This is a genomic window from Desulfoferula mesophila, assembly GCF_037076455.1.
Lineage (GTDB): Bacteria > Desulfobacterota > Desulfarculia > Desulfarculales > Desulfarculaceae > Desulfoferula > Desulfoferula mesophila.
Map to the genome: position 1 here is coordinate 2,169,796 of NZ_AP028679.1, position 17,977 is coordinate 2,187,772.

At 64.2% G+C, this 17,977-nt stretch carries 19 protein-coding genes; 11 read left to right on the forward strand and 8 right to left on the reverse strand.

The features are described 5' to 3' along the window. Positions 1–4 precede the first annotated feature (4 nt). Complete coding sequence (locus AACH32_RS09680; protein WP_338606572.1) at positions 5–2,611, reverse strand: LamG-like jellyroll fold domain-containing protein; 2,607 nt, start codon at positions 2,609–2,611, stop codon at positions 5–7. A 167-nt stretch (positions 2,612–2,778) separates the two neighbouring features. Here AACH32_RS09680 and AACH32_RS09685 point away from each other — a divergent pair, with 167 nt between their 5' ends. The 7 genes from AACH32_RS09685 (at position 2,779) to AACH32_RS09715 (ending at position 7,035) form a co-directional block, all read left to right on the forward strand. Further along, positions 2,779–3,312 (forward strand): hypothetical protein, encoded by a 534-nt coding sequence (locus tag AACH32_RS09685; protein WP_338606573.1) that lies wholly within the window; start codon positions 2,779–2,781, stop codon positions 3,310–3,312. Positions 3,313–3,342: 30 nt separating this feature from the next. Then, positions 3,343–3,639 (forward strand): FmdB family zinc ribbon protein, encoded by a 297-nt coding sequence (locus AACH32_RS09690; RefSeq protein WP_338606574.1) that lies wholly within the window; start codon positions 3,343–3,345, stop codon positions 3,637–3,639. Between the two features lie 118 nt (positions 3,640–3,757). Beyond that, complete coding sequence (locus AACH32_RS09695; RefSeq protein ID WP_338606575.1) at positions 3,758–4,486, forward strand: SIR2 family NAD-dependent protein deacylase; 729 nt, start codon at positions 3,758–3,760, stop codon at positions 4,484–4,486. 2 nt (positions 4,487–4,488) lie between these two features. Continuing rightward, on the forward strand, positions 4,489–5,292 hold the full coding sequence (locus AACH32_RS09700) for an SAM hydrolase/SAM-dependent halogenase family protein (RefSeq protein WP_338606576.1): 804 nt from the start codon (positions 4,489–4,491) through the stop codon (positions 5,290–5,292). A 48-nt stretch (positions 5,293–5,340) separates the two neighbouring features. Beyond that, positions 5,341–5,571: a hypothetical protein gene (locus AACH32_RS09705; protein ID WP_338606577.1), complete on the forward strand. Its 231-nt coding sequence runs from the start codon at positions 5,341–5,343 to the stop codon at positions 5,569–5,571. A gap of 3 nt (positions 5,572–5,574) precedes the next feature. Next, entirely contained in the window at positions 5,575–6,288 is a 714-nt protein-coding gene (locus tag AACH32_RS09710) for a DUF2939 domain-containing protein (protein ID WP_338606578.1), read from the forward strand. Between the two features lie 48 nt (positions 6,289–6,336). Then, entirely contained in the window at positions 6,337–7,035 is a 699-nt protein-coding gene (locus tag AACH32_RS09715; RefSeq protein WP_338606579.1) for an SDR family oxidoreductase, read from the forward strand. A 13-nt stretch (positions 7,036–7,048) separates the two neighbouring features. Here AACH32_RS09715 and AACH32_RS09720 read toward each other — a convergent pair whose 3' ends face one another. Beyond that, complete coding sequence (locus AACH32_RS09720; protein ID WP_338606580.1) at positions 7,049–7,945, reverse strand: radical SAM protein; 897 nt, start codon at positions 7,943–7,945, stop codon at positions 7,049–7,051. A gap of 120 nt (positions 7,946–8,065) precedes the next feature. Next, a complete protein-coding gene (locus AACH32_RS09725; protein WP_338606581.1) occupies positions 8,066–8,410 on the reverse strand; it encodes a CGGC domain-containing protein in 345 nt (114 codons plus the stop codon). A 190-nt stretch (positions 8,411–8,600) separates the two neighbouring features. Between AACH32_RS09725 and AACH32_RS09730 the strand changes: the two genes are divergently transcribed. From AACH32_RS09730 to AACH32_RS09745, 4 genes are all read left to right on the forward strand, one after another. Further along, positions 8,601–9,452 (forward strand): hypothetical protein, encoded by an 852-nt coding sequence (locus tag AACH32_RS09730; protein WP_338606582.1) that lies wholly within the window; start codon positions 8,601–8,603, stop codon positions 9,450–9,452. A 92-nt stretch (positions 9,453–9,544) separates the two neighbouring features. Further along, complete coding sequence (gene hrcA / locus AACH32_RS09735; protein ID WP_338606583.1) at positions 9,545–10,588, forward strand: heat-inducible transcriptional repressor HrcA; 1,044 nt, start codon at positions 9,545–9,547, stop codon at positions 10,586–10,588. 40 nt (positions 10,589–10,628) lie between these two features. Continuing rightward, complete coding sequence (grpE, locus tag AACH32_RS09740) at positions 10,629–11,174, forward strand: nucleotide exchange factor GrpE (protein WP_338606584.1); 546 nt, start codon at positions 10,629–10,631, stop codon at positions 11,172–11,174. Positions 11,175–11,205: 31 nt separating this feature from the next. Beyond that, entirely contained in the window at positions 11,206–13,251 is a 2,046-nt protein-coding gene (locus AACH32_RS09745) for a penicillin-binding protein activator (protein ID WP_338606585.1), read from the forward strand. Positions 13,252–13,343: 92 nt separating this feature from the next. Here the strand turns inward: AACH32_RS09745 and AACH32_RS09750 are convergent, their stop codons facing one another. The 5 genes from AACH32_RS09750 to AACH32_RS09770 all read right to left on the reverse strand — a co-directional run bounded on the left by AACH32_RS09750 (position 13,344) and on the right by AACH32_RS09770 (position 17,946). Next, complete coding sequence (locus AACH32_RS09750; protein ID WP_338606586.1) at positions 13,344–13,910, reverse strand: flavodoxin domain-containing protein; 567 nt, start codon at positions 13,908–13,910, stop codon at positions 13,344–13,346. Between the two features lie 150 nt (positions 13,911–14,060). After that, complete coding sequence (locus AACH32_RS09755) at positions 14,061–15,551, reverse strand: aldehyde dehydrogenase family protein (RefSeq protein WP_338606587.1); 1,491 nt, start codon at positions 15,549–15,551, stop codon at positions 14,061–14,063. 42 nt (positions 15,552–15,593) lie between these two features. Next, positions 15,594–16,172 carry an amino acid synthesis family protein gene (locus tag AACH32_RS09760; RefSeq protein ID WP_338606588.1) on the reverse strand — a complete coding sequence of 193 codons (579 nt, stop codon included), beginning with the start codon at positions 16,170–16,172 and terminating at the stop codon, positions 15,594–15,596. Positions 16,173–16,202: 30 nt separating this feature from the next. Beyond that, positions 16,203–17,360 (reverse strand): amidohydrolase family protein, encoded by a 1,158-nt coding sequence (locus AACH32_RS09765; RefSeq protein ID WP_338606589.1) that lies wholly within the window; start codon positions 17,358–17,360, stop codon positions 16,203–16,205. Between the two features lie 28 nt (positions 17,361–17,388). After that, entirely contained in the window at positions 17,389–17,946 is a 558-nt protein-coding gene (locus tag AACH32_RS09770) for a cupin domain-containing protein (RefSeq protein WP_338606590.1), read from the reverse strand. Positions 17,947–17,977 lie beyond the last annotated feature (31 nt).

The following is a 17,977-nucleotide window of genomic DNA, read 5'->3' on the forward strand; positions in this document are numbered from 1 at the left end:
GGTCTCACCTCTCCAGCAGGCGCCCCGCTTTGCGGGCCTGCTCCAGCGCTTGGCGGTACTGTTCTTCGGGTGAGGGGGACCCCAGCATGTTGTCCAGAATGCTGCGTTCCTGATCCGGTGCGCGCTGTTGGGACTTGATGAGCTCGCTGGTCGTGGGGCGGGACTGCTTGAAGGCCACCAGGCGGCCGTCGTCCAGGGGAGCGGCCAGCCGCCAGGCGGTGAGCTTTATGCGCGGTCCGGTGGGGGCGTCGGTCACGAACTCCAGCTTGTGGCGATAGTAACGGGCCTTGGCTCCCGGCTGGCCCACCGCCACGCCCTCGGCGCTCTTGCCGTCGGCGCTCAGGCGGTAGCGGCCGTAGAACTTGGGGCCCTCCAGGTTGGCGTAGTACCAGAACATGAACAGCTCGTCTCCCCGGCGGACCAGGAAGAAACGGCCCCAGCCGTCGCCGCGCCAGGAACCGGACCAGTCGTAGAGCAGGGGCGGGCTGTAGCGGGCCCCCTTGGCGGCCAGGGCGTAGGCCAGGCGGCGGGGGGTGCCATAGCCCTCTTGGCGGGCCTGGTCCACCGTTTTGGAATCGCTGGCGTACAGGCGGTCCAGGGAGGTGCCGCCGCGCAGGGGTTCGGGGAACTGGGCCTCCAGGCCCCACAGCTCCACCCGGCCGGGGCCTTTTTCCTCGGGCGCGTAGCCCAGCAGGCCCAGGGGGCGGCAGCCGGGGGGCGGCGTGGTGCTGTCAGTTATCAGGTAGTAACCGGCCTGGTCGTGCACGTAGCCCCACAGGGCGCGGCTGCCGGTGACCGGCTTGACCCATAGGCGAGCCACGGGGCCTTCCAGGCGATAGCCTTGCGCCTCCCAGGAGCGGACTCCGTCGGCGTCCACGGCGTAGGCGTGGCGCAGCAGGCCCGGATGCCACAGGCGCATCAGGTCGTGGGTGGCCGGGGCCGAAGGCCGGGCCGTGGGCTCGGCGGCCGCCTGGGACGCCCCGGGGTTGATGGTCAGGCCGGGCGGAGTGGGCGACGCGGGGTCTTCGGCCTGGGGCCACAGGCGCACCTCGCTGATAGTGCCCTTGAAGGAGCGTCCGGGCCAGCGGCTGCCTCCCACCAGGTAGGGGGCGGCCGATCCGCTCCAGGGGCCGGGCAGGGGCGCGGCGGCCGCCTGATTGCCGTCCAGGCGCAAAAGGGCCTGTCCCCCGGCCTCCCAGCCCAGCCAGGCGGTGTGTTCACCATCCGGCGACACGGTGGAGTCGGAGCATAGGGACGCGACTCCCTGGCTGGTGTCCAGCAGGGCGCAAAGGTGGTTTTGGGAGTCCAGGTACAGCTCCAGGCGCTGGCCGTAGCCCCCCTGGGAGAACAGGGCCCCGGGTTGTCCGGTGGACGGGCCGGGATTGAAGCTGACCTCCACCGCGCCGGCGGGGCCGCCGGGCAGATCGGTGCGCGAGGGGATAACCTGGGGCAAACCCTCCGGGGTGGCGGCGGCCGTGGCGGTTTGGGTGCTGGTGCGCTCCAGCAGGAAGGTCTCCGGCTTCAGATGAGGCGGCCTCGGTTGCTCCTGGGGCCACCAATAGGCGGTCACTTCCATGCGGTTAGGCTCAAGCAGCCGGAAGGCGAAGCTGCCCTGGTTGCCGCAACACTGGTTGGGCTGGTCCTGGGCCTGGCCTTCCAGACGCTCGGGCCCGGCCGGCGTGGCCCGCCCCTTGGAAAGATAGCGCGGCCGCTCCAGCGAGCCGCCATAGGCCACGAAAGAGAAGCCCTTGTCCGAGCCGGTGATCTTAAAAAAGTCGCTGCCCGTGCGGGTGTCCACCCACACCCCGCTGAGGTTGCCTTCGCGGCTGATTTGGGGGCCGGGGGGAGAAGCGGGCAGTCCCTGGCGGGTCAGGTTGATTTGCCCCTGACCCAGGGTGGAGGTGAAGGCGCCCCCCAGGCTAAGCCCCGAGGCCTCCTCGGCCAGTTGGGCCCTCAACTCGAAGCCCGCCGCCGGGTCGCTGTATTGCAGCAAGGCGCCGCCCGAGGTGGGGGTGAGGTTAAGATGGCCGGGCCTGCCCTCCCAAACCCCGGCCAGGGAGTCGCCCTGGGGGGTGAGCTCCAACTTGCCCTGGGTCAGGTCTCCGGGCACGCCATTAGGCAATAGATTGGCATACCAATAGGTTATCCGCCATCCCCCGGCCAGGCGGTCCGTCTGCTCCCTGGGCGGCAAGCCGGCTATACGGCGGAAGACCATGCCGGAGTCGCCGGGCCAGGCCGGGCGATCCAGGGTGGGCGCGAACAAGGTGAAGCGAAAGGCCTCCGGCCCCAGGGGCTCTATTTCCTGGCGGCCCCGGCCGGGGCAGCAGGAGCCGGGCAGGGATTGCCACACTCCGGTAAGCTGCTTGCCGCCCGGTCCGGGCACCAGGCGCCCCAGGTAGGCGAAACCGCCCAGGTGGGTGGCTTTGTCGCCCTGCCACAGGCGCAGGAGCACCGAGCCGTCGGGCTGGGGAGCCACCAAGGCGGTGGCCGAGAGATCTGCGGGCTGATAGATGCCGGCTTTGAGGGGCGAGGCGTCCTGGGCGGGGGCCAAGGAGGGCAATACCAGGCAACAACCTAAAATCAGCAGGAAAAACAGTGTCCTAAATCGCATTTAGTTGATCCGATGGATGAGCGGGAATGGGCAATATTGGTTTCATTGTCCCCGTGGGAGCGGGTATTGTCAATGCCTGGCAAGGCGCTGTAAAAGATAAACAAAAAGTGACTTGCACCATCGCCGGGTGGTGATTATATTCATCTCCGAGAGCACAGGAGGAGCAAGTGCAGCCCCAAGCGGTATTTGGCCAGGAAGAACTTCGGCTTTTGGCCGAAGGGCTCAACGTAGCCGAGGACAGCGTGAGCGATTATTTCCGCCTGTCCGAGGGCTTTTGGTGCCGCCACCCCTTTGAGGTGCGCACCCTGGCCGAGTTGGCCCCCACGGAGGTGGCTCCCGAGGCTCTGGCCCAGGTGCTTAGGTTGCGCCAAGCGGATTCGCGCAGGCTGCGGAATCGGGATTTCTGGCGCATCTGCTTCCAGGACCACAATTTCTTGGAAGCCATGGAAGGCCAAAGCGAGCAAGAGCTATTCCTGCCCATGCTCACCTACGTGATGGTGCACGAGTTGGTGCACGTGGTGCGCTTCGCCACTTATGTGCAGTTGTTCGAGTTGGATCAGCAGCGCCGCCAGGCCGAGGAGGCCAAGGTGCACCGGTTGAGCGCCGAGGTGCTGAAAAAGGTGCGTCTGCCCCATTTGGAGCGGGTGCTGGATTGTTACGAGAATTTCGCAGCCACCCTCAGCCCAGAGGGTCACTGCTAGCGCGGCAAGACAAGTCAGAGGAGTTTGACCATGCCCGTTTATGAATACGAATGTTGTAACTGCAACCAGGTTTGCGAGGCCTTGCAAAAGGTCAGCGACGCGCCCCTGAAAAAATGCCCCCAGTGCGGTGGCAAGCTCAAGAAGATCATGAGCTTGAACTCCTTCCAGCTCAAGGGCGGCGGCTGGTACGTAACCGATTACAAGGGTAAGAACTCCTCCACGGCGGCGCCGGTCGAAAGCCCGGCCTCCACCGACAGCGCTCCCAAGACCGACACCGCCGCCAAAAAGGAAACCAAGCCCAAGGCAGCCAAGGCCGACAAGAGCTAGGCAAGCGGCATAATCCTGAGCAACACCACAGGCGCCCCCCGTGCAGGGAGGGCGCCTGTGCCATGCCCGGAGATTGACACTCCCGGCCCAGCCGCCTATTTTGAGCCAGGGAGGAAACATGCAGCCCACGCCGATACAAGCAGCAGCCCAGCGCTTGGCCCAGGCCCAAAAAGTGGCGGTGCTCACCGGGGCGGGCATCTCCGCCGAGTCCGGGGTGCCCACCTTTCGCGGGGCCGACGGCTTGTGGGAGCAATACCGCCCCGAAGACCTGGCCACGCCCCAGGCCTTTGCCCGCGACCCGGAGCTGGTCTGGCGCTGGTATCAATGGCGGCGGGAGCTCATAAGCCGTTGCGCCCCCAACCCGGCCCACCGCGCTCTCAAGGACCTGGAATACAGAGCCGAAGCCTTTACCCTGATAACCCAAAACGTGGACGGCCTGCATCGCCTGGCCGGTAGCCGCAACCTCTTGGAGGTGCACGGCAACCTGTGGATGGTGCGCTGCACCGCCTGCGGGGCTCTCTACGAGGAACGCAGTCTGGAGCTTTCCCCGCGCCCCGCCTGCCGGGAGTGCGGCGGCTTGCTCAGGCCTCACGTGGTGTGGTTCGGCGAGTCTCTGGACGGCCGCATTCTCGACGCGGCCTGGCGGGCGGCGGCCGGATGCCAGGTTATGTTGGTGGTGGGCACCAGCGCGGTGGTGCAGCCCGCCGCCGGCTTGGCCTCGGTGGCAAAGCAGGCCGGGGCCTTTGTCATCGAGGTGAACCTGGAGCCCACCCCCAACAGCCGGGAAGTGGACCTGTCGCTCATGGGCAAGGCCGGCGAGATCCTGCCCCAACTGCTGGCGGTATGAGCATGCAAGAGCGCCCCATCATCACCCTGACCAGCGATTTCGGCCCCGGACCCTACGTGGGCGTCATGAAGGGGGTAATCCTGGGGCTCTGCCCCCAAGCCACCCTGGTGGATTTGGATCACTCCCTGGCCTCCCAGGACGTCCTGGCCGGGGCTTTGACCTTGGAGCAGGCCCTGGGGGTGTTTCCCCCCGGCACGGTGCATCTGGCCGTGGTGGACCCCGGTGTGGGCACCGAACGCCGCGCCCTGGCGGTGGCCGGGGCGGGTGATTTGTGGGTGGGGCCGGACAACGGCATCTTCACGCCGGTCTTTCTGGCCGACCCCGCGGCCAAGGCCTATGAGATAACCGACCAGTCTCTCTTCCGCGATCCCGTGTCCGCCACCTTCCACGGCCGGGACGTCTTTGCTCCAGTGGCCGCCGCCTTGGCCCTGGGCCGCGACCCGGCCACCCTGGGCCCCTTGGTGAGCGATCCAATGCGCCTGGACTGGCCCCGGCCCCGCCGCGAAGGCGAGGCCCTGGTGGGCCAGGTGCTCATGGCCGATCGCTTCGGCAACCTGATAAGCAACCTGCCGCAAGCGGAGGTGGGGGCCTTTCTAAAGGACCGCCAGGCCTTGATAAGCCTGGCCGGCGGGGCGGTGAAGGGCATTTCCCGCGCCTACGGTCAAAAGGAGCCCGGCCAGCTGTTGGCCCTGTTCAACTCCCAGGGCCGCCTGGAGCTGGCCCTGAGCCAGGGCAGCTTTCTGGAACGCCTGGGTCTGAAGCCAGGTAACGAGCGCGGCCTGGAGGTGAGGGTGGAGGCACAGTAGGGCGGCGCCTGCGTTGACACCCCCGATTTGTCGCCCTATACTCCCTGCATGCTCAAGACCGACGACCTAGCCAAATTCAAGGACTTCCTGGAATCCGGGGAGTGGGCCTTCGCCTTCAACCACGCCAGCGAGGAGCTGCGCCTGGAGATGATCGAAAAGGTGGAGATGCTCCTGGACACCGCCGACGCGGCGGATAAGGTGGTGGGCGAGGTGCTTTTCGCCAAGGACGGCATGGCCGCCCCACCTTCGGACTCCACCTCCAGCCTGGACCGGGACTAAACCATGCGCCGCTGGTGGTTGTGGATCCTGCTGGCCTTTCTGGCCACGGGCGCGTTCTACCTCACCCACAGCTTTTTGGACGGCCCCCGTTGGGCGCTCTACCAGATCGGCAAGGCCATCCACGACCGTGAACCCCACCTCTTTCTGGCCCACGTGGACATAGAGAACATCCTGCAGGGGCAAAAAGAGACCATCGTGGACCTGGTGGCCCCCAAGGGCCAGAAGGACGACGACACCCGCAACCTGGTGCGCGGCCTGGTGGGAGCTTTCATGGCCCCCTTGAGCGACCAGATGGCCGCCCAGGTGGTCAAGGCCATCAACGACCCCAATCGCAAAAACCTGCCTTCCTCCTGGACCCTGGTGTTCGCCTCCAGCGTGACCCGCAACGGCAACTACGCCCTGGTGGTGTTTTCCGAACCGGAAAAGGGCCGGCGCCTGCGCCTGGGCATGGAAAAGGTCCAGAACGGCCCTTGGCGGGTGGTGGACATCGACCCCAACGACCTCAAGCGCCTGGCCAAGGACTTTCTGGATGGGCGCCACGGGGTGAAGCTGGGGCCGCAGGCGATGCCCCAGACCGGGCAGACCCAGCCTGAGCAGCCCCAGAGCGAGGGTGTGCCCCAGGCACAAGATACCCAGAGCGAGAGCGCTTCCGCCCTGCCCGATACCGCGCCGCCGGTTCAGGACGATACTCAGAGCCAGCCGCCCGCCGCCCAATAGAACGCCAAAATGAGGCGTCCGACGCTTATTCAGGGGCAAATACTTGCAATGAATCATTCATTAGAAAATCAAAGAATACTTATTGTTGGCGGTAGCTCCGGCATTGGCCTCGCGGTTGCGCGGCAATCATGCAAGTCCGGAGGCAAAGTCGTCATCGCCTCCAGGAAAGCGGCGGAAAACCGTCATGACTTGACTGCCCTGGTTGGGCATGAGGTCGAAACGTATTCTTTTGATGTGACCTCTGAGCTGGAAACGGAAACCACGTTGAAGAGAATTGGTGATATTGATCACCTTGTGGTTGCCACCAGGCCGGAGATAAATCCGGCTCCTTTTGCTCAAACCGATCTCAAACAGGCCAAGGCGGCATTTGAAACCAAGTTTTGGGGGCAATACCAGCTGATTCAAAAGGCGCACAAGCGAATTAGTAAAAAAGGCAGCATTGTAATGACCACCGGCATTGCCGGTGAAAAAATATTTCAAAACCATTCCACAATGGTGGTGATAAATTGCGCCACCGAGGCCCTCTGCCGCTCCTTGGCGGTTGAGCTGGCGCCGATCAGGGTCAACGTCGTGAGCCCCGGTTTTGTCGCGCCCAAGCCCCCGGAAACCGTGCAATACGCCGAGCGATTTCCCGTCGGACGAATCGCTTCATCCGATGAAATAGCTGACGCATTCGTTTATTTAATGGCCAACCCCTATATGACCGGAACGTCCATGGTAGTTGATGGCGGGGCTAGGTTGATATAGCCGTTTACCAGCCCTACAGCGCCCGCATCCACTCGGGCTTGAGCCCCACCCGGCCGCCCAGGGCCTGGTCGATGAGCGCCAGGGTGGCCTCGCGGTCCCGGGGCAGCACCGCCTTGACCGGCAGGTAGTTGGAGGCGTGGTTGGAATAAAACAGCCCGCCGCCCAGGTCGGTGTTGGCGATCATCTCCCGCAGCTCGCGCAGCATGCCCTCCACGCCGGGCAGCTCGAACTCGCCGCGCTGCTGGGCCTCGTACATGGGCGTGCCGGGGATGAGCATCAGGGTGAGCGCCCCCACGTAATCGGGCTTCATGGCGGTGAGTAGCTCGCCGGTGGCCTTGGCGTGCTCCAGGCTGTATTTGGTGCCGCCCACCCCCAGGAGCACGGTGACGCTCAACTTGATCCCCGCCTTCTTGACCCGCCGCCCCTGCTCGATGAGCTTCTCCGGGGTGGCGCCCTTGACCATTTCCTTGAGCACCACCGGATGGCCGCTTTCCACGCCATAGTAGAGGATGCCCAAGCCCAGCTCCTTGAGGCGAGCCAGATCTTCGTCGCTCTTCATGGCAACGGCCTTGGAGTTGGCATAGGCGCCCACCCGGGTCACCCAGGGCAGCTTTTCCTTGATTTGGCCCAGGAGCCACTCCCAGCGCTTCATGGGCATGATCAAGGCGTCGCCGTCCATGATGAACACTCTCCGCTGGCGCGAGCAGTGCTTGGAGGCGAACTCGATGTCGCGCTCCAGTATCTTCTGGTCCTTTATGGCGAAGCGCTTGTCCTTGTAGGTGCCGCAAAAGCCGCACTTGTTGTGGGAGCAGCCCAGGGTGGCCTGGATCAGGATGGAATAGGCCTCGCTGGGCGGGCGGATGCAATTGCCTACGTAGTCAAAGCCTTGGGGTTCGCTGGAGCAATCCATGCTTTTCTCCGCAAAGTTGGGTTCTCCATATATTTATAGGGCGGCTTGGGGACGTACGCAAGCCAAGGCCCCTCCCGGGAGCGCCGGGAAGGGCCGAAACTTAAAGGCGGACGTTGTGATTTAGTGATAGTCGTGGGTGCCCAGGACCACCGGCACTCCGGTCTTGGCGCTGATGATATCGGCCATTTCCTGGGCGCTGCCATAGGGGCAAGAGGGCTTGGCGTTGGCCATGCAACTGCTCATGTAGATGACGTCGGGCTTCACGCCGCTCATTTTGATGCCCACCCCCATGTTGGGGGCGGTGTTGCGGCCGGGACAGTGACAGGTATGGAAGCCCATCACCTGCACCGGTTCGTCGAAATTGCCCTCGCCCAGGGCCGCGGCCTTGAGGCAGCGCCATTCGCCCGGGCAGCCGTAGCCGCTTTCCATGTAGGCCCCACAGCCCACGATAAATACTTTTTTCATTCTTTATCCCTTCCTGAAATCGGCCCGCCCTGGCGGGCAATTATTCCCTGTTAAACGTAGGCCTTCAATAGCACTAGAGGGCCATCTGGTCAAGGCATCATATGAGGGCTTGTGCCCCAACCTGGGGAGTGTTACCAAGGTATACTGATTGAAAGTTGGAAAATCACATGCCCAGGGAGACCGTGGGGTTATGCAGCCTACCTTTTGCTTCATCGATGACGCTGATTTCGAGCTGGACAATTTCCAGAAAAACGTGGCTCCGGCCTTCAAGGGGATTGAGTTCATTTACGCCCGTGACTTTGACCGGGCCTTGCACAAGCTCAACGGCCGCCGCTGCCTTTGCTTTTTATTGGATATCTACGGCGCGGGTGCGGGGGGCGGCTCCGGCGAGCTTCCCGGACCGGAGAGCCTGGCCTCGGCCCTGGGCCAGGGCTTTGTGGTGGACTCGCTCTATGAGAACCTGGAAGGGGAGGGCTCGGAAAAGGCCAACCAGTTCCTGCGCCGTTTATATGCCAGAGTGCAGGTGGCCCAGGAGGCTTTTGGCGCGGCGGCCGGGCAGTTGGGCCAAGGCCCCGCCTTTGGCCTGGATTCCCTGGCCAAGGTGCGCGAGCACCAGCCCTGGGCCGCGGCCCTGGGTTACAGCCGCAAGGCCCTGTACGCCGACGCGGCGGCCATGTGCATGGGGGGGGCGGACGGGGTGTTGCAAAAGCCCCAGGGGGTCGACGAGGCGGCCATAGCCAAGGCCAGCCATCAGGCGGCCCCCGAGCTGGCCCAGGCCGCCTTTGCCGCGGTGGATTTTCGCCTGGCGGGCCTGGCCGGACAAGTGGGGCTCAGGCTGTGCTGGGACGGGGTCAGCCTGTCCCTGGCCGAGGCCTTGCAGCAAGCCGTGGGCCAGTTGACCTGCCGGGAAAAACGCTCCCCAGAGGCGCGGGGCAAGGCCCTGGAAGGGCTCAAGGCGGTGCGCCTGGACGATTTGGAGTTGGACCAGGGTGACGTGGAGGTGATTCTGGCGCTGTGGGATTGGCTAAGTCTTGAAACATAAAGCTTAATCAGGGCGTTGCCTTGACACGGCCACCCTCGATTGCTAAATTCTATCTGGTGGTTTCTATCCAAATACGACAGGGGTAAGTGGGCGTGACCCAAGAACTTTCACAACGTGCTCGGTTGGTGCTGGCTTCGGTGGTGGCCAATTACATCGCCACGGCCGAGCCGGTGGGTTCGCGCACCGTATCCAAGCAAAAAAACGTGGATTTTTCCCCGGCCACGGTGCGCAACGTCATGTCTGACCTGGAGGATATGGGCTATCTGGAACAGCCCCACGTCTCGGCCGGACGGGTGCCCACCTCCGAGGGCCTGAGGCTCTACGTGGATTCCATCCTGGAACTGGACGAGCTGGACCAGCGCACCAAGGACACCATCCGCGCCCAACTGGAAAACCAGCCGGTCAACGAGGCCAACGACATCTTCAAGGCCACCAGCCGGGCCCTGAGCCGCATAAGCCGCCAGACCGCCCTGGTGGTGGTGCCCAGCCCGGAACAGGAAGTGTTTCGGCATATGGAGTTCGTGCGCCTGGCCGCAGGGCTCATCCTGGTGGTGCTGGTCTCCAAGTCCGGGGGGGTGCAAAACCGCATCATCGAAGCCGAAGAGGACATCGCCCAAGAGGAACTAGACCGCTACACCCGCTACTTGAATGATCTATTGGCCGACCTTACCTTGAACCAAGTAAAGCAGCGGGTGGCCCAGGAGATGGCCAACGAGCGCAATTTGTTCGATACGGTGCTGTCCCGGGCCCTGACCCTGGGCAAGCAGGCCTTGGAAAACCGCAGCGAGGGCGAGTTGCTCATCGACGGGCAGACCAACCTCATGGATCAGCCCGAGTTCAAGGACGTGGTGCGCCTCAGGGGCATTTTTCAGGCCTTTGAGGAGAAATCCACCCTTCTGCGCCTGTTGGACAAGGCCCTGACCGCCCAGGGGGTGCGCCTGGTCATCGGTTCGGAGAGCGACCTGGCCGAATTGGACGGCTTGAGCGTGGTCACCTCGCCCTATGGCGAACCCGGCAAGTCTTCCGGGGCCCTGGGAGTGATCGGGCCCACCCGCATGGACTACTCCAAGGTGATACCCATGGTGGACTTCACCGCCCGTCTGGTCAGCCGGATTTTGGACGAGAGGGGCAAATAGCCCGATCCGGTCTTGCTGTTGGCGAAAGGAAAATCAGCCAGTGATCAAAAGCGAAAATCCCGGGGCCGTTCCGGCTTCGGAGCAGGAAGAAAAAATTAGCGCCGATCTGCCGGAAGAGACGCCGGCGCAGGGTTGCGAGGAGTTGGCCGCCCAGGTGACCGAGCTAAAGGAGCGCGCCTTGCGCCAGGCGGCCGAGCTGGATAATTACAAAAAGCGCACCGAGCGGGAAAAGGCCGAGTTTTTCAAGCGGGCCAACGAGGGCCTGGTCAAGGAACTGCTGCCCGTGTTGGACAACCTGGAGCGGGCCCTGGCCAGCGCCAAGGAGCACACCCAAAGCGATCCCAACCTGGTGCAAGGCGTGGAGATGATCCACGGTGAGTTGCTCAAGACCCTGGGCCGTCACGGCCTGGAGCCGGTGCAGGCCGTGGGCCAGGCCTTTGATCCCGAGCTGCATGAAGCCATGATGCAGCAAGAAGACCCGGAGCAGGACGAGAACACCGTATTGGCCGAGGCCCAAAAGGGATACACTTACGAGGGTCGCCTCTTGCGTCCGGCCATGGTGGTGGTCAGCAGAAAGCCGGCCTAGGCCCGTGCGGCCAGCCAACAAGAGAGGACCCATGCTCAGCGCTGTTTCGCGAATCACCGGCCGGCGGTTTTGGTGGGCGGGCCTGCTTATGCTTTCGGTGGCCCTGCTGGCCTGGGGATGCGCTCCGGCGCGCAAGGTGCCGATTCCCACCGCGCCCCCCGCTCCGGGGACTGCCGCCTACAAGGGGCTGCCTCCTTCATCCCTGGAGAAGCTGGGCGACGAACGGCTGGCCATGGGAAAATACCTGCCGGCTGCCGACGCCTACCAGGCCGCTCTCAAGCAAAATCCCGCCCCCCCGGTGGCCAGCCGTTTGCGCCTGAGCCTGGCCCAGGCCTACGATGGCGCCGGCGAGCAGGCCCTGGCCCTGGAGCAGTTGCGCAACATGCCCTTGACCGGCGGCGATCCGGCGGTGCTCACCAAGGGCCTTATCCTGCAGGCCGAGTTGGAAAGAAAGCTGGGCCAGCTAAACCAGGCCGCCATGACCTTGCAGCGCCTGTCCAGCGAGCCGCCCCAGCCCCTGAACGACTTTGAACAGCGCCAGGTGCTCAACTCGCTGGCCGCCACTCAGAGCGCCCTGGGGCGCTACGGTCAGGCCACGGGCACCTTGCTGGAGTTGGCCGGCCTAGAGGGCTACCTCTCATCCTCGCTGCAACAAAGCCTGTCCGAGGCCGCCGATAAAGCCTCCGCCGGCGAGTTGGAGGCCCAGTTGGGCAAGCCCCGGGCGCCCAAACTCAACGCCATCCTGCTTTTGGCCCTGGCCAGGGCCCAGTTCAGGGAAGGGCGCCTGGACGAGGCGCTGGGCACCTTGAGCCAAGTGGACGGCCTGGTGCTCGACCAGGACATAAACCAGCAGGCCCAGACCTTGCGCCAGGAAATCTCTCAGGCCAAGCTGGTTAACCCGGTCGCGGTGGGTGTGCTCGTACCCCTCACCGGCTCCTGGGCCCAAACCGGCAAGGACGTGCTTTACGCGGTGGAGTTGGGCCTGGGGCTTTTCGAGAGCGCCGCGGGCAAGGCCCCGGTGCTCTACATTGCCGACACCAAGGGCCAGCCCGCTGAGGCTGCCGCCCAGGTGGACCAGCTGGTGGACCGCCACCGGGTCATGGCCATCATCGGGCCCTTGGGGGCGGGCTCGTCCCTGGCCGCCGCGCGCCAGGCCCAGGTCCGCCAAGTGCCTCTTATCAGCTTGGCGCGCATCGACGGCCTGACCCAGAGCGGCGACTACGTTTTTCAGGACTCCCTCACCCCCCAGCGCCAGGTTGACGGGCTGCTGGACGAGGCCATGAACCAAAGGAACAAGAAGCGTTTCGCGGTGCTGGCTCCGGACAACTCCTATGGCCGGGGCTTTGCCGGGCTGTTTGAAAAGAGCGTGGCCGCCAGGGGCGGCGTGGTGGTGCGCCACATCTACTACGATCCCCAGGCCAAGGACTTCACCCAATACGTGCAGCGCCTGGTGAAGCTGCCCACGGGCCGGTACCGTCTCGGCTTGCCCGACTCGCCGCAGCCGGTGATCGATTTCGACGGCTTGTTCATCCCCGACGGCCCCCAGCCCGTGGCCATGGCCGCAGGGCAATTGCGCTACTTCGATGTTACCGGGGTGCTCTTGATGGGCACCAACCTGTGGCACGAGGAAAGCCTGATCAAGCTGGCTTCCCGCGATGTGCAGGGGGCCATTTTGCCGGGATGCTTTGACCCGGATTCCAAGCAGGCCCTGGTGCGGGGATTTGTTCTAGATTACCAGGAGGCCCTGCACCGCATACCCACGCTGCTGGAGGCCCAGGGCTTTGACGCGGCCCTGGCGCTGCGCCACCTCATAAGGCTCAAGGAGGCTCCCCGCACTCGCCAGGCCATGCGCCAGGCGTTGCAGGAGGTAAAGGATATCCCCGGGGTTTGCGGCGCCATCAGCGTCGATTCCCAGCGGCTGTTCGAACAGCCGGTGCTTATCTACACCGTGGATCGGAGCGCTTTCCGCCTGGTGCGGCCCCAGGACCGGCCGGAGTCGGAGCTACCGCTTGGCGCTCCGGGCACCGGGACGATGCCGGAGCAGAGCCCGCCGGGGCTGCCTTCCAGCGGCCAGTAAAGCAAGCCTTCAAAAGACAACCGGCCGCGCCGCCAACCCAGGTGGCGCGGCCGGTTTTTTTAGCAACGACGACGTTAGAGTGGGACCGGCACTCAGGCCATCAACTTTTGGCCTTTTAGCGCCTGGGCCACCCTGGCGATGTTCTTGCCGTGTTGGATGCAGGCCTCGGAGCGCTCTTCGGGAAGCCCGCCCGCTATGGGCGTCAGGTCTTCGTTGTGGGCGCGGCCATAGGGACCCCAGTGGGCGCCGCCCTTGGCGTAGCCTGGGGCGCTCTTGGGCAGGGGCACCATCACCATGCCCAACTCGCACAGGTTGTTGAGCATGGACAAAAGGGTCAACTCACTGCCTTCGCCGGCATTGCCAAAGCCGGAGCCGCAGGCGAACACCGCGCCCACCTTGCCCACCACCTCGTCGCCCATCCAAAGCCCGCCGCACTGCTGGTCGATGAACTTTTTCACCCGCCAGTCCATGCAGCCCATGTGTACCGGGCTGCCCAAAACCAAGGCGTCTGCGGCCAAGACATCCTCGGAGGTGGCCTCCTCGGCTAGTTTCAGTATGGCTTTGCAGCCCTCTATGGACTCCACACCGGCGGCGATCTTTTCCGCCATCTTATGGGTACCCTTATGATCGGTGGCATAGACGATGAGAATCTCTGCCATGGTGTTCTCCTTTGTTCCAGGTTCATGGCTGTTCCTTATAACTATATAACTATGGCCACCAAGTGCTGGGTGTGACAAGGCCTGCTCATAAAAAAAGGGCTTCTCCCCGAGGGGAGAAGCCCTGACAAGCGATTTACGCTCAGAGGCCGTTTACACCCAGCGGGCGGTGACGGTCCTTTCGTCCAGGAACAGGCGCATGGAGGCCAGGCGGGACTTGGCCGCGCCCAGGAAGCTCTTGCGCTTACTTCCCAAGGGGAAGAAGGCGTAGGGCTGGGGCACGCCCACGTTGATGCCCACGTTGCCCACGTTCACCTCGCGGGCGAACTGGCGGGCCGTGGCGCCGCTGGAGGTCATGATGCAGGCGCTGTGTCCCAGGTCGGTCTTGGTGTTGATCCACTCGATCACCTGCTCCACGCTGTCCGCGCGGATCAGGGAAGCCACCGCGCCGAAGGCCTCCTGCTTGCAGATCTCCATGTCGATGTCGGCGTCTTCGATGATGGTGGGGCCAAGGAAGTAGCCGTCGGGATAGTCCGCCGGCACCATGGTGCGCCCGTCCAGGACCATCTTGGCGCCCTCGGCCAGGCCGCGCTCCACCCAGGCCCACACCTTGTCGCGGCCGGCGGCCGTGGCGTAGGGGCCCATGGTCACCGACTCGTCCAGGCCGTAGCCCAGCTTCATGGCCGAGGCGTTTTCCACCAGCGACTGCTTGACCGCCTCATAGCGGGCCTTATCGCCCAGGATGACCACGTTGTCCGAGCCCAGGCAGCGCTGGCCGGTCATGCCGAAGCAGCCCTGACGCACATAGGCGGGGCAGGATTCCAGGTCGGCGTCGGGCGTGATCACCACGGTGTTCTTGCCGTTGCCGTTGAGGCTGGAGGTCTTGCCCAGCTTGCCGCACTGGGCGAACAGATCCAACCCGGCCGAGGTGGAGCCGATGAAGCCGATGCCCTCGATCTCCGGCTGCTCCAGGATGTAGCTGTTGACGTCGCGGCCGCCGTGGATCAGGTTGATGCATCCCGCCGGGAAGCCGGCCTCCAGGGCCACCTTGCTCATGTAGTCGGCGGCCACCGGGTCCTGGCGCGAGGGGCTGACCACCACGGGGCAGCCCGCGGCCAGGGCGTAAGGCACGAAGGAGCTCCAGGCGTGCATGGGGATGTTGCCGGGAGTGACGATGAGGAAGGGGCCCAGGGGCTCCCAAGTCAACCACATGTCGATGCCCCGGGCCAGGTTGTCGATATGCTCGTTGCGCGCGGCCATGCCGTAGGCGGCCGAGCAGGCCGACTCGATGTTCTCGATGGAGCGGCGCACCGAACCCGCCGCCTCCTTGTAGGTGCGGCCGTGGTCCTGCACCAGCACCCGGGCGAGCATGTCCTCCTCGCGGTCGAAGATCTGGCGCATGTTAAAGAGCATGCGGGCCCGTTCGCGCAGGGCGATTCCCTTCAGGGCCACGAAAGCTTGCTGGGCCGCTTCCACCGCCGCCCGGGCCTCCTGTTTGGTGGCCGTGGGGTACTCGGCGATCTCCACGCCCGTGGCCGGGTTGTAGGTCTTGTTGATGATATCGGACTTGGATTCCACCCACTCGCCGCCGATGAGCAGCTTCAGGCGTCCGTAGTGGCTTTTGACTTCGGGTAAAATGGCCATGGTCGGCCCTCTCCTCACTAATGATTAACTTGGGGCGCGGCCCTAACGCAGGCCGTCCTCGTACTTGGCGTCTGCGGTGGTAAGGCCGCCGATGCGGGGCAGGGGACGGCCGGAATCGGTGACCACCAGGGCCACCAGGATCTCGTCGGGCAGGGGAGCGTCTTCCAGGTTCACGGTCATGCCGTCAAAGTGCGAACGGATGAAAGCCGCGTCCTTGTGGTTCAGGGGCACGTCGATGGTGCATCCGGCCGGGCCGCGCTTTTTTACCGAGGGTATCAGGGCCAGGCCCCGGCCCAAGGCCTTGCGGAAGGGGGCGCCCAGCTTGGGGTGCAGGATGGCCGCGCCGTGCTCCAACTCGCCGTCCAGGCCGATTATGGCCGCCTTGCCGTAGCTCTCGCATTGCTCGGGGGCGATGCCCAGGGCCTCGCGGGCCTTGTTGCCCAAAAGGTCGCCCAACTGTTCACCGATGTTCATCAGCTCGCTGAGGTCCTCGGCGTATTCGTGGGCAAAGGGGTTGTGGATAACCGCGATGGCCGCCGCTTTGCGGGTGGCGGGCTTGATGTCGCGGCCCGCCTCCTGCAGGGTCTCCTCCACTATGGTCACCAGCTTGCGAATCTGCATGGTTTCATCTCCAGGAAATTGAGAAAAATACTAGTCCACCACCTGGGCCTTGCGAACCGCCGGCGGGGTGTTGCGGCTTACCTTGGCCACGATCTTGCCGTCGATAAGGATCATGCTCACGCCGGGGGTGTCGCCCTCGGAAAGGGCCTCGAGCACGTCGGCGCCCGGTGAGCCGATGGGCGTGTCCATGAATACCAGGTCGGCTTCCAGGCCCACGGCGATCCGGCCCCGATTTAGGCCGTAAAGCTTGGCGGTGTTGCCGCTGGCCATGGCCACGGTAAGCTCAGGCGCCACCCCGCCCAGGCTGGCCACCATGGCCATGTTGCGCAGGATGCCCAGGGTCACCACCCCGGTGCCGCTGGGTGCGTCGTTGCCGAAGATCACCCGGCCCCATTGCTTGGTCTCGTCCATGTAGCGGGCCACCTCGGCGGCGCGCTTCACGTTGCCGCACTGCACGATCTCGATGGCCACGTCGGTCTGGTCGATGATGCGCTTGGCTTCTTCCAGGCTCACCGCGGTGGGCCCGCCGTTGATGTGGCTGGCCACCGAGGGTCCGGTAGCGATGATTTGTTCGGCGCCCACCGGGGAAGATCCGGGAATGGAGGTGCCGCCGGTGTGCATCATCACCACCATGCCGCGGGCCTTGGCCCAGGAGGCCATCTCGGTGGACTCGGGCGGGTTCTTGACCGAACCCAGGCCCACCTCGCCCACGACCTTGACCCCGGCCTGGGCGCATTCTTCGATGTCCGCCTCGGTGAGGCCCTTTTCCAAAATCAGCGCGCCGCCCAAGACCTTCATGCCTCCGGGGCGCACAGCGGCCCAGCTCTTGGCGGCCACGATGGCCAGACACTTGGTGCCCAGGGCGTCCTTGGGCCGGCCGGGCAGGTGGACCTCGCCCGCGCTGATGGAGGTGGTCACGCCGCCGTGCAGGGAAGAATCCAGGAAGTTGACCATCTGCTGCCGGGGGGTCCAGTCGCCCAAGACCACGTGGCAGTGCGAGTCGATGAGGCCGGGGGTGAGTGCGCAACCCTGGGCGTCGATCACCATGGCGCCTTGGGGAGCCGCGAGGCCCGAGCCGATTTGTTGGATCAGTCCGTCGGCGATTACCAGGCTGTCGGCATCAAGGATGGGCTGGTCAATATCGCCGCTAAGCATGAGACCGACGTTTTTTACCAAAACCGAACTCATTTGATTCGCTTCCTTTCAGAAATGGCTTTTACCAACTGGGGGGAGTGACGACCCATACCAGCCGGCAGGGTTGCTTGGCCTCGTTGGTCCAGGCATGGGGTTGAGTGGAGGAATAGTAAAAGGAAGAACCGGCGGGAACCTGGTAGACGTTGTCGCCCAGGCGCAAGGTGAGTTCGCCCTCCAGAACCAAGCCGAACTCCTCGCCAACGTGATGATAATCTTCCTTGGCGCCTCCGCCGGGTTGGATCACTGTGTAAAATGGCTGCATGTGGCGATGCTTGACCATGCGCACCATCTGCTTGATGTCCGCTTTCCAGCGGGGCAGGCTCACCCTGACCCATTGCGATGGGTCGAGCACCACGGGATCCTCATCGGTTTCATCGTCAAAGAAATCCACGATCCTGGCTTCCAGGACCGCAGCGATTTTTTTCAGGGTAGCGATGGAGGGAGAGGCCTTGTCGTTTTCGATCTGAGATAAATGCGCCGCCGTGCAGTGGGCCTGTTTGGCCACCTGCTGCAAGGTAAGGTTTTTGGCCAACCTCAATGCCCTTAATTTGCCGCCTAGTGTTTCCAAGGCCTCCGTCACTCCCGCGCCATTTCAAAAACTGCTTGACGAC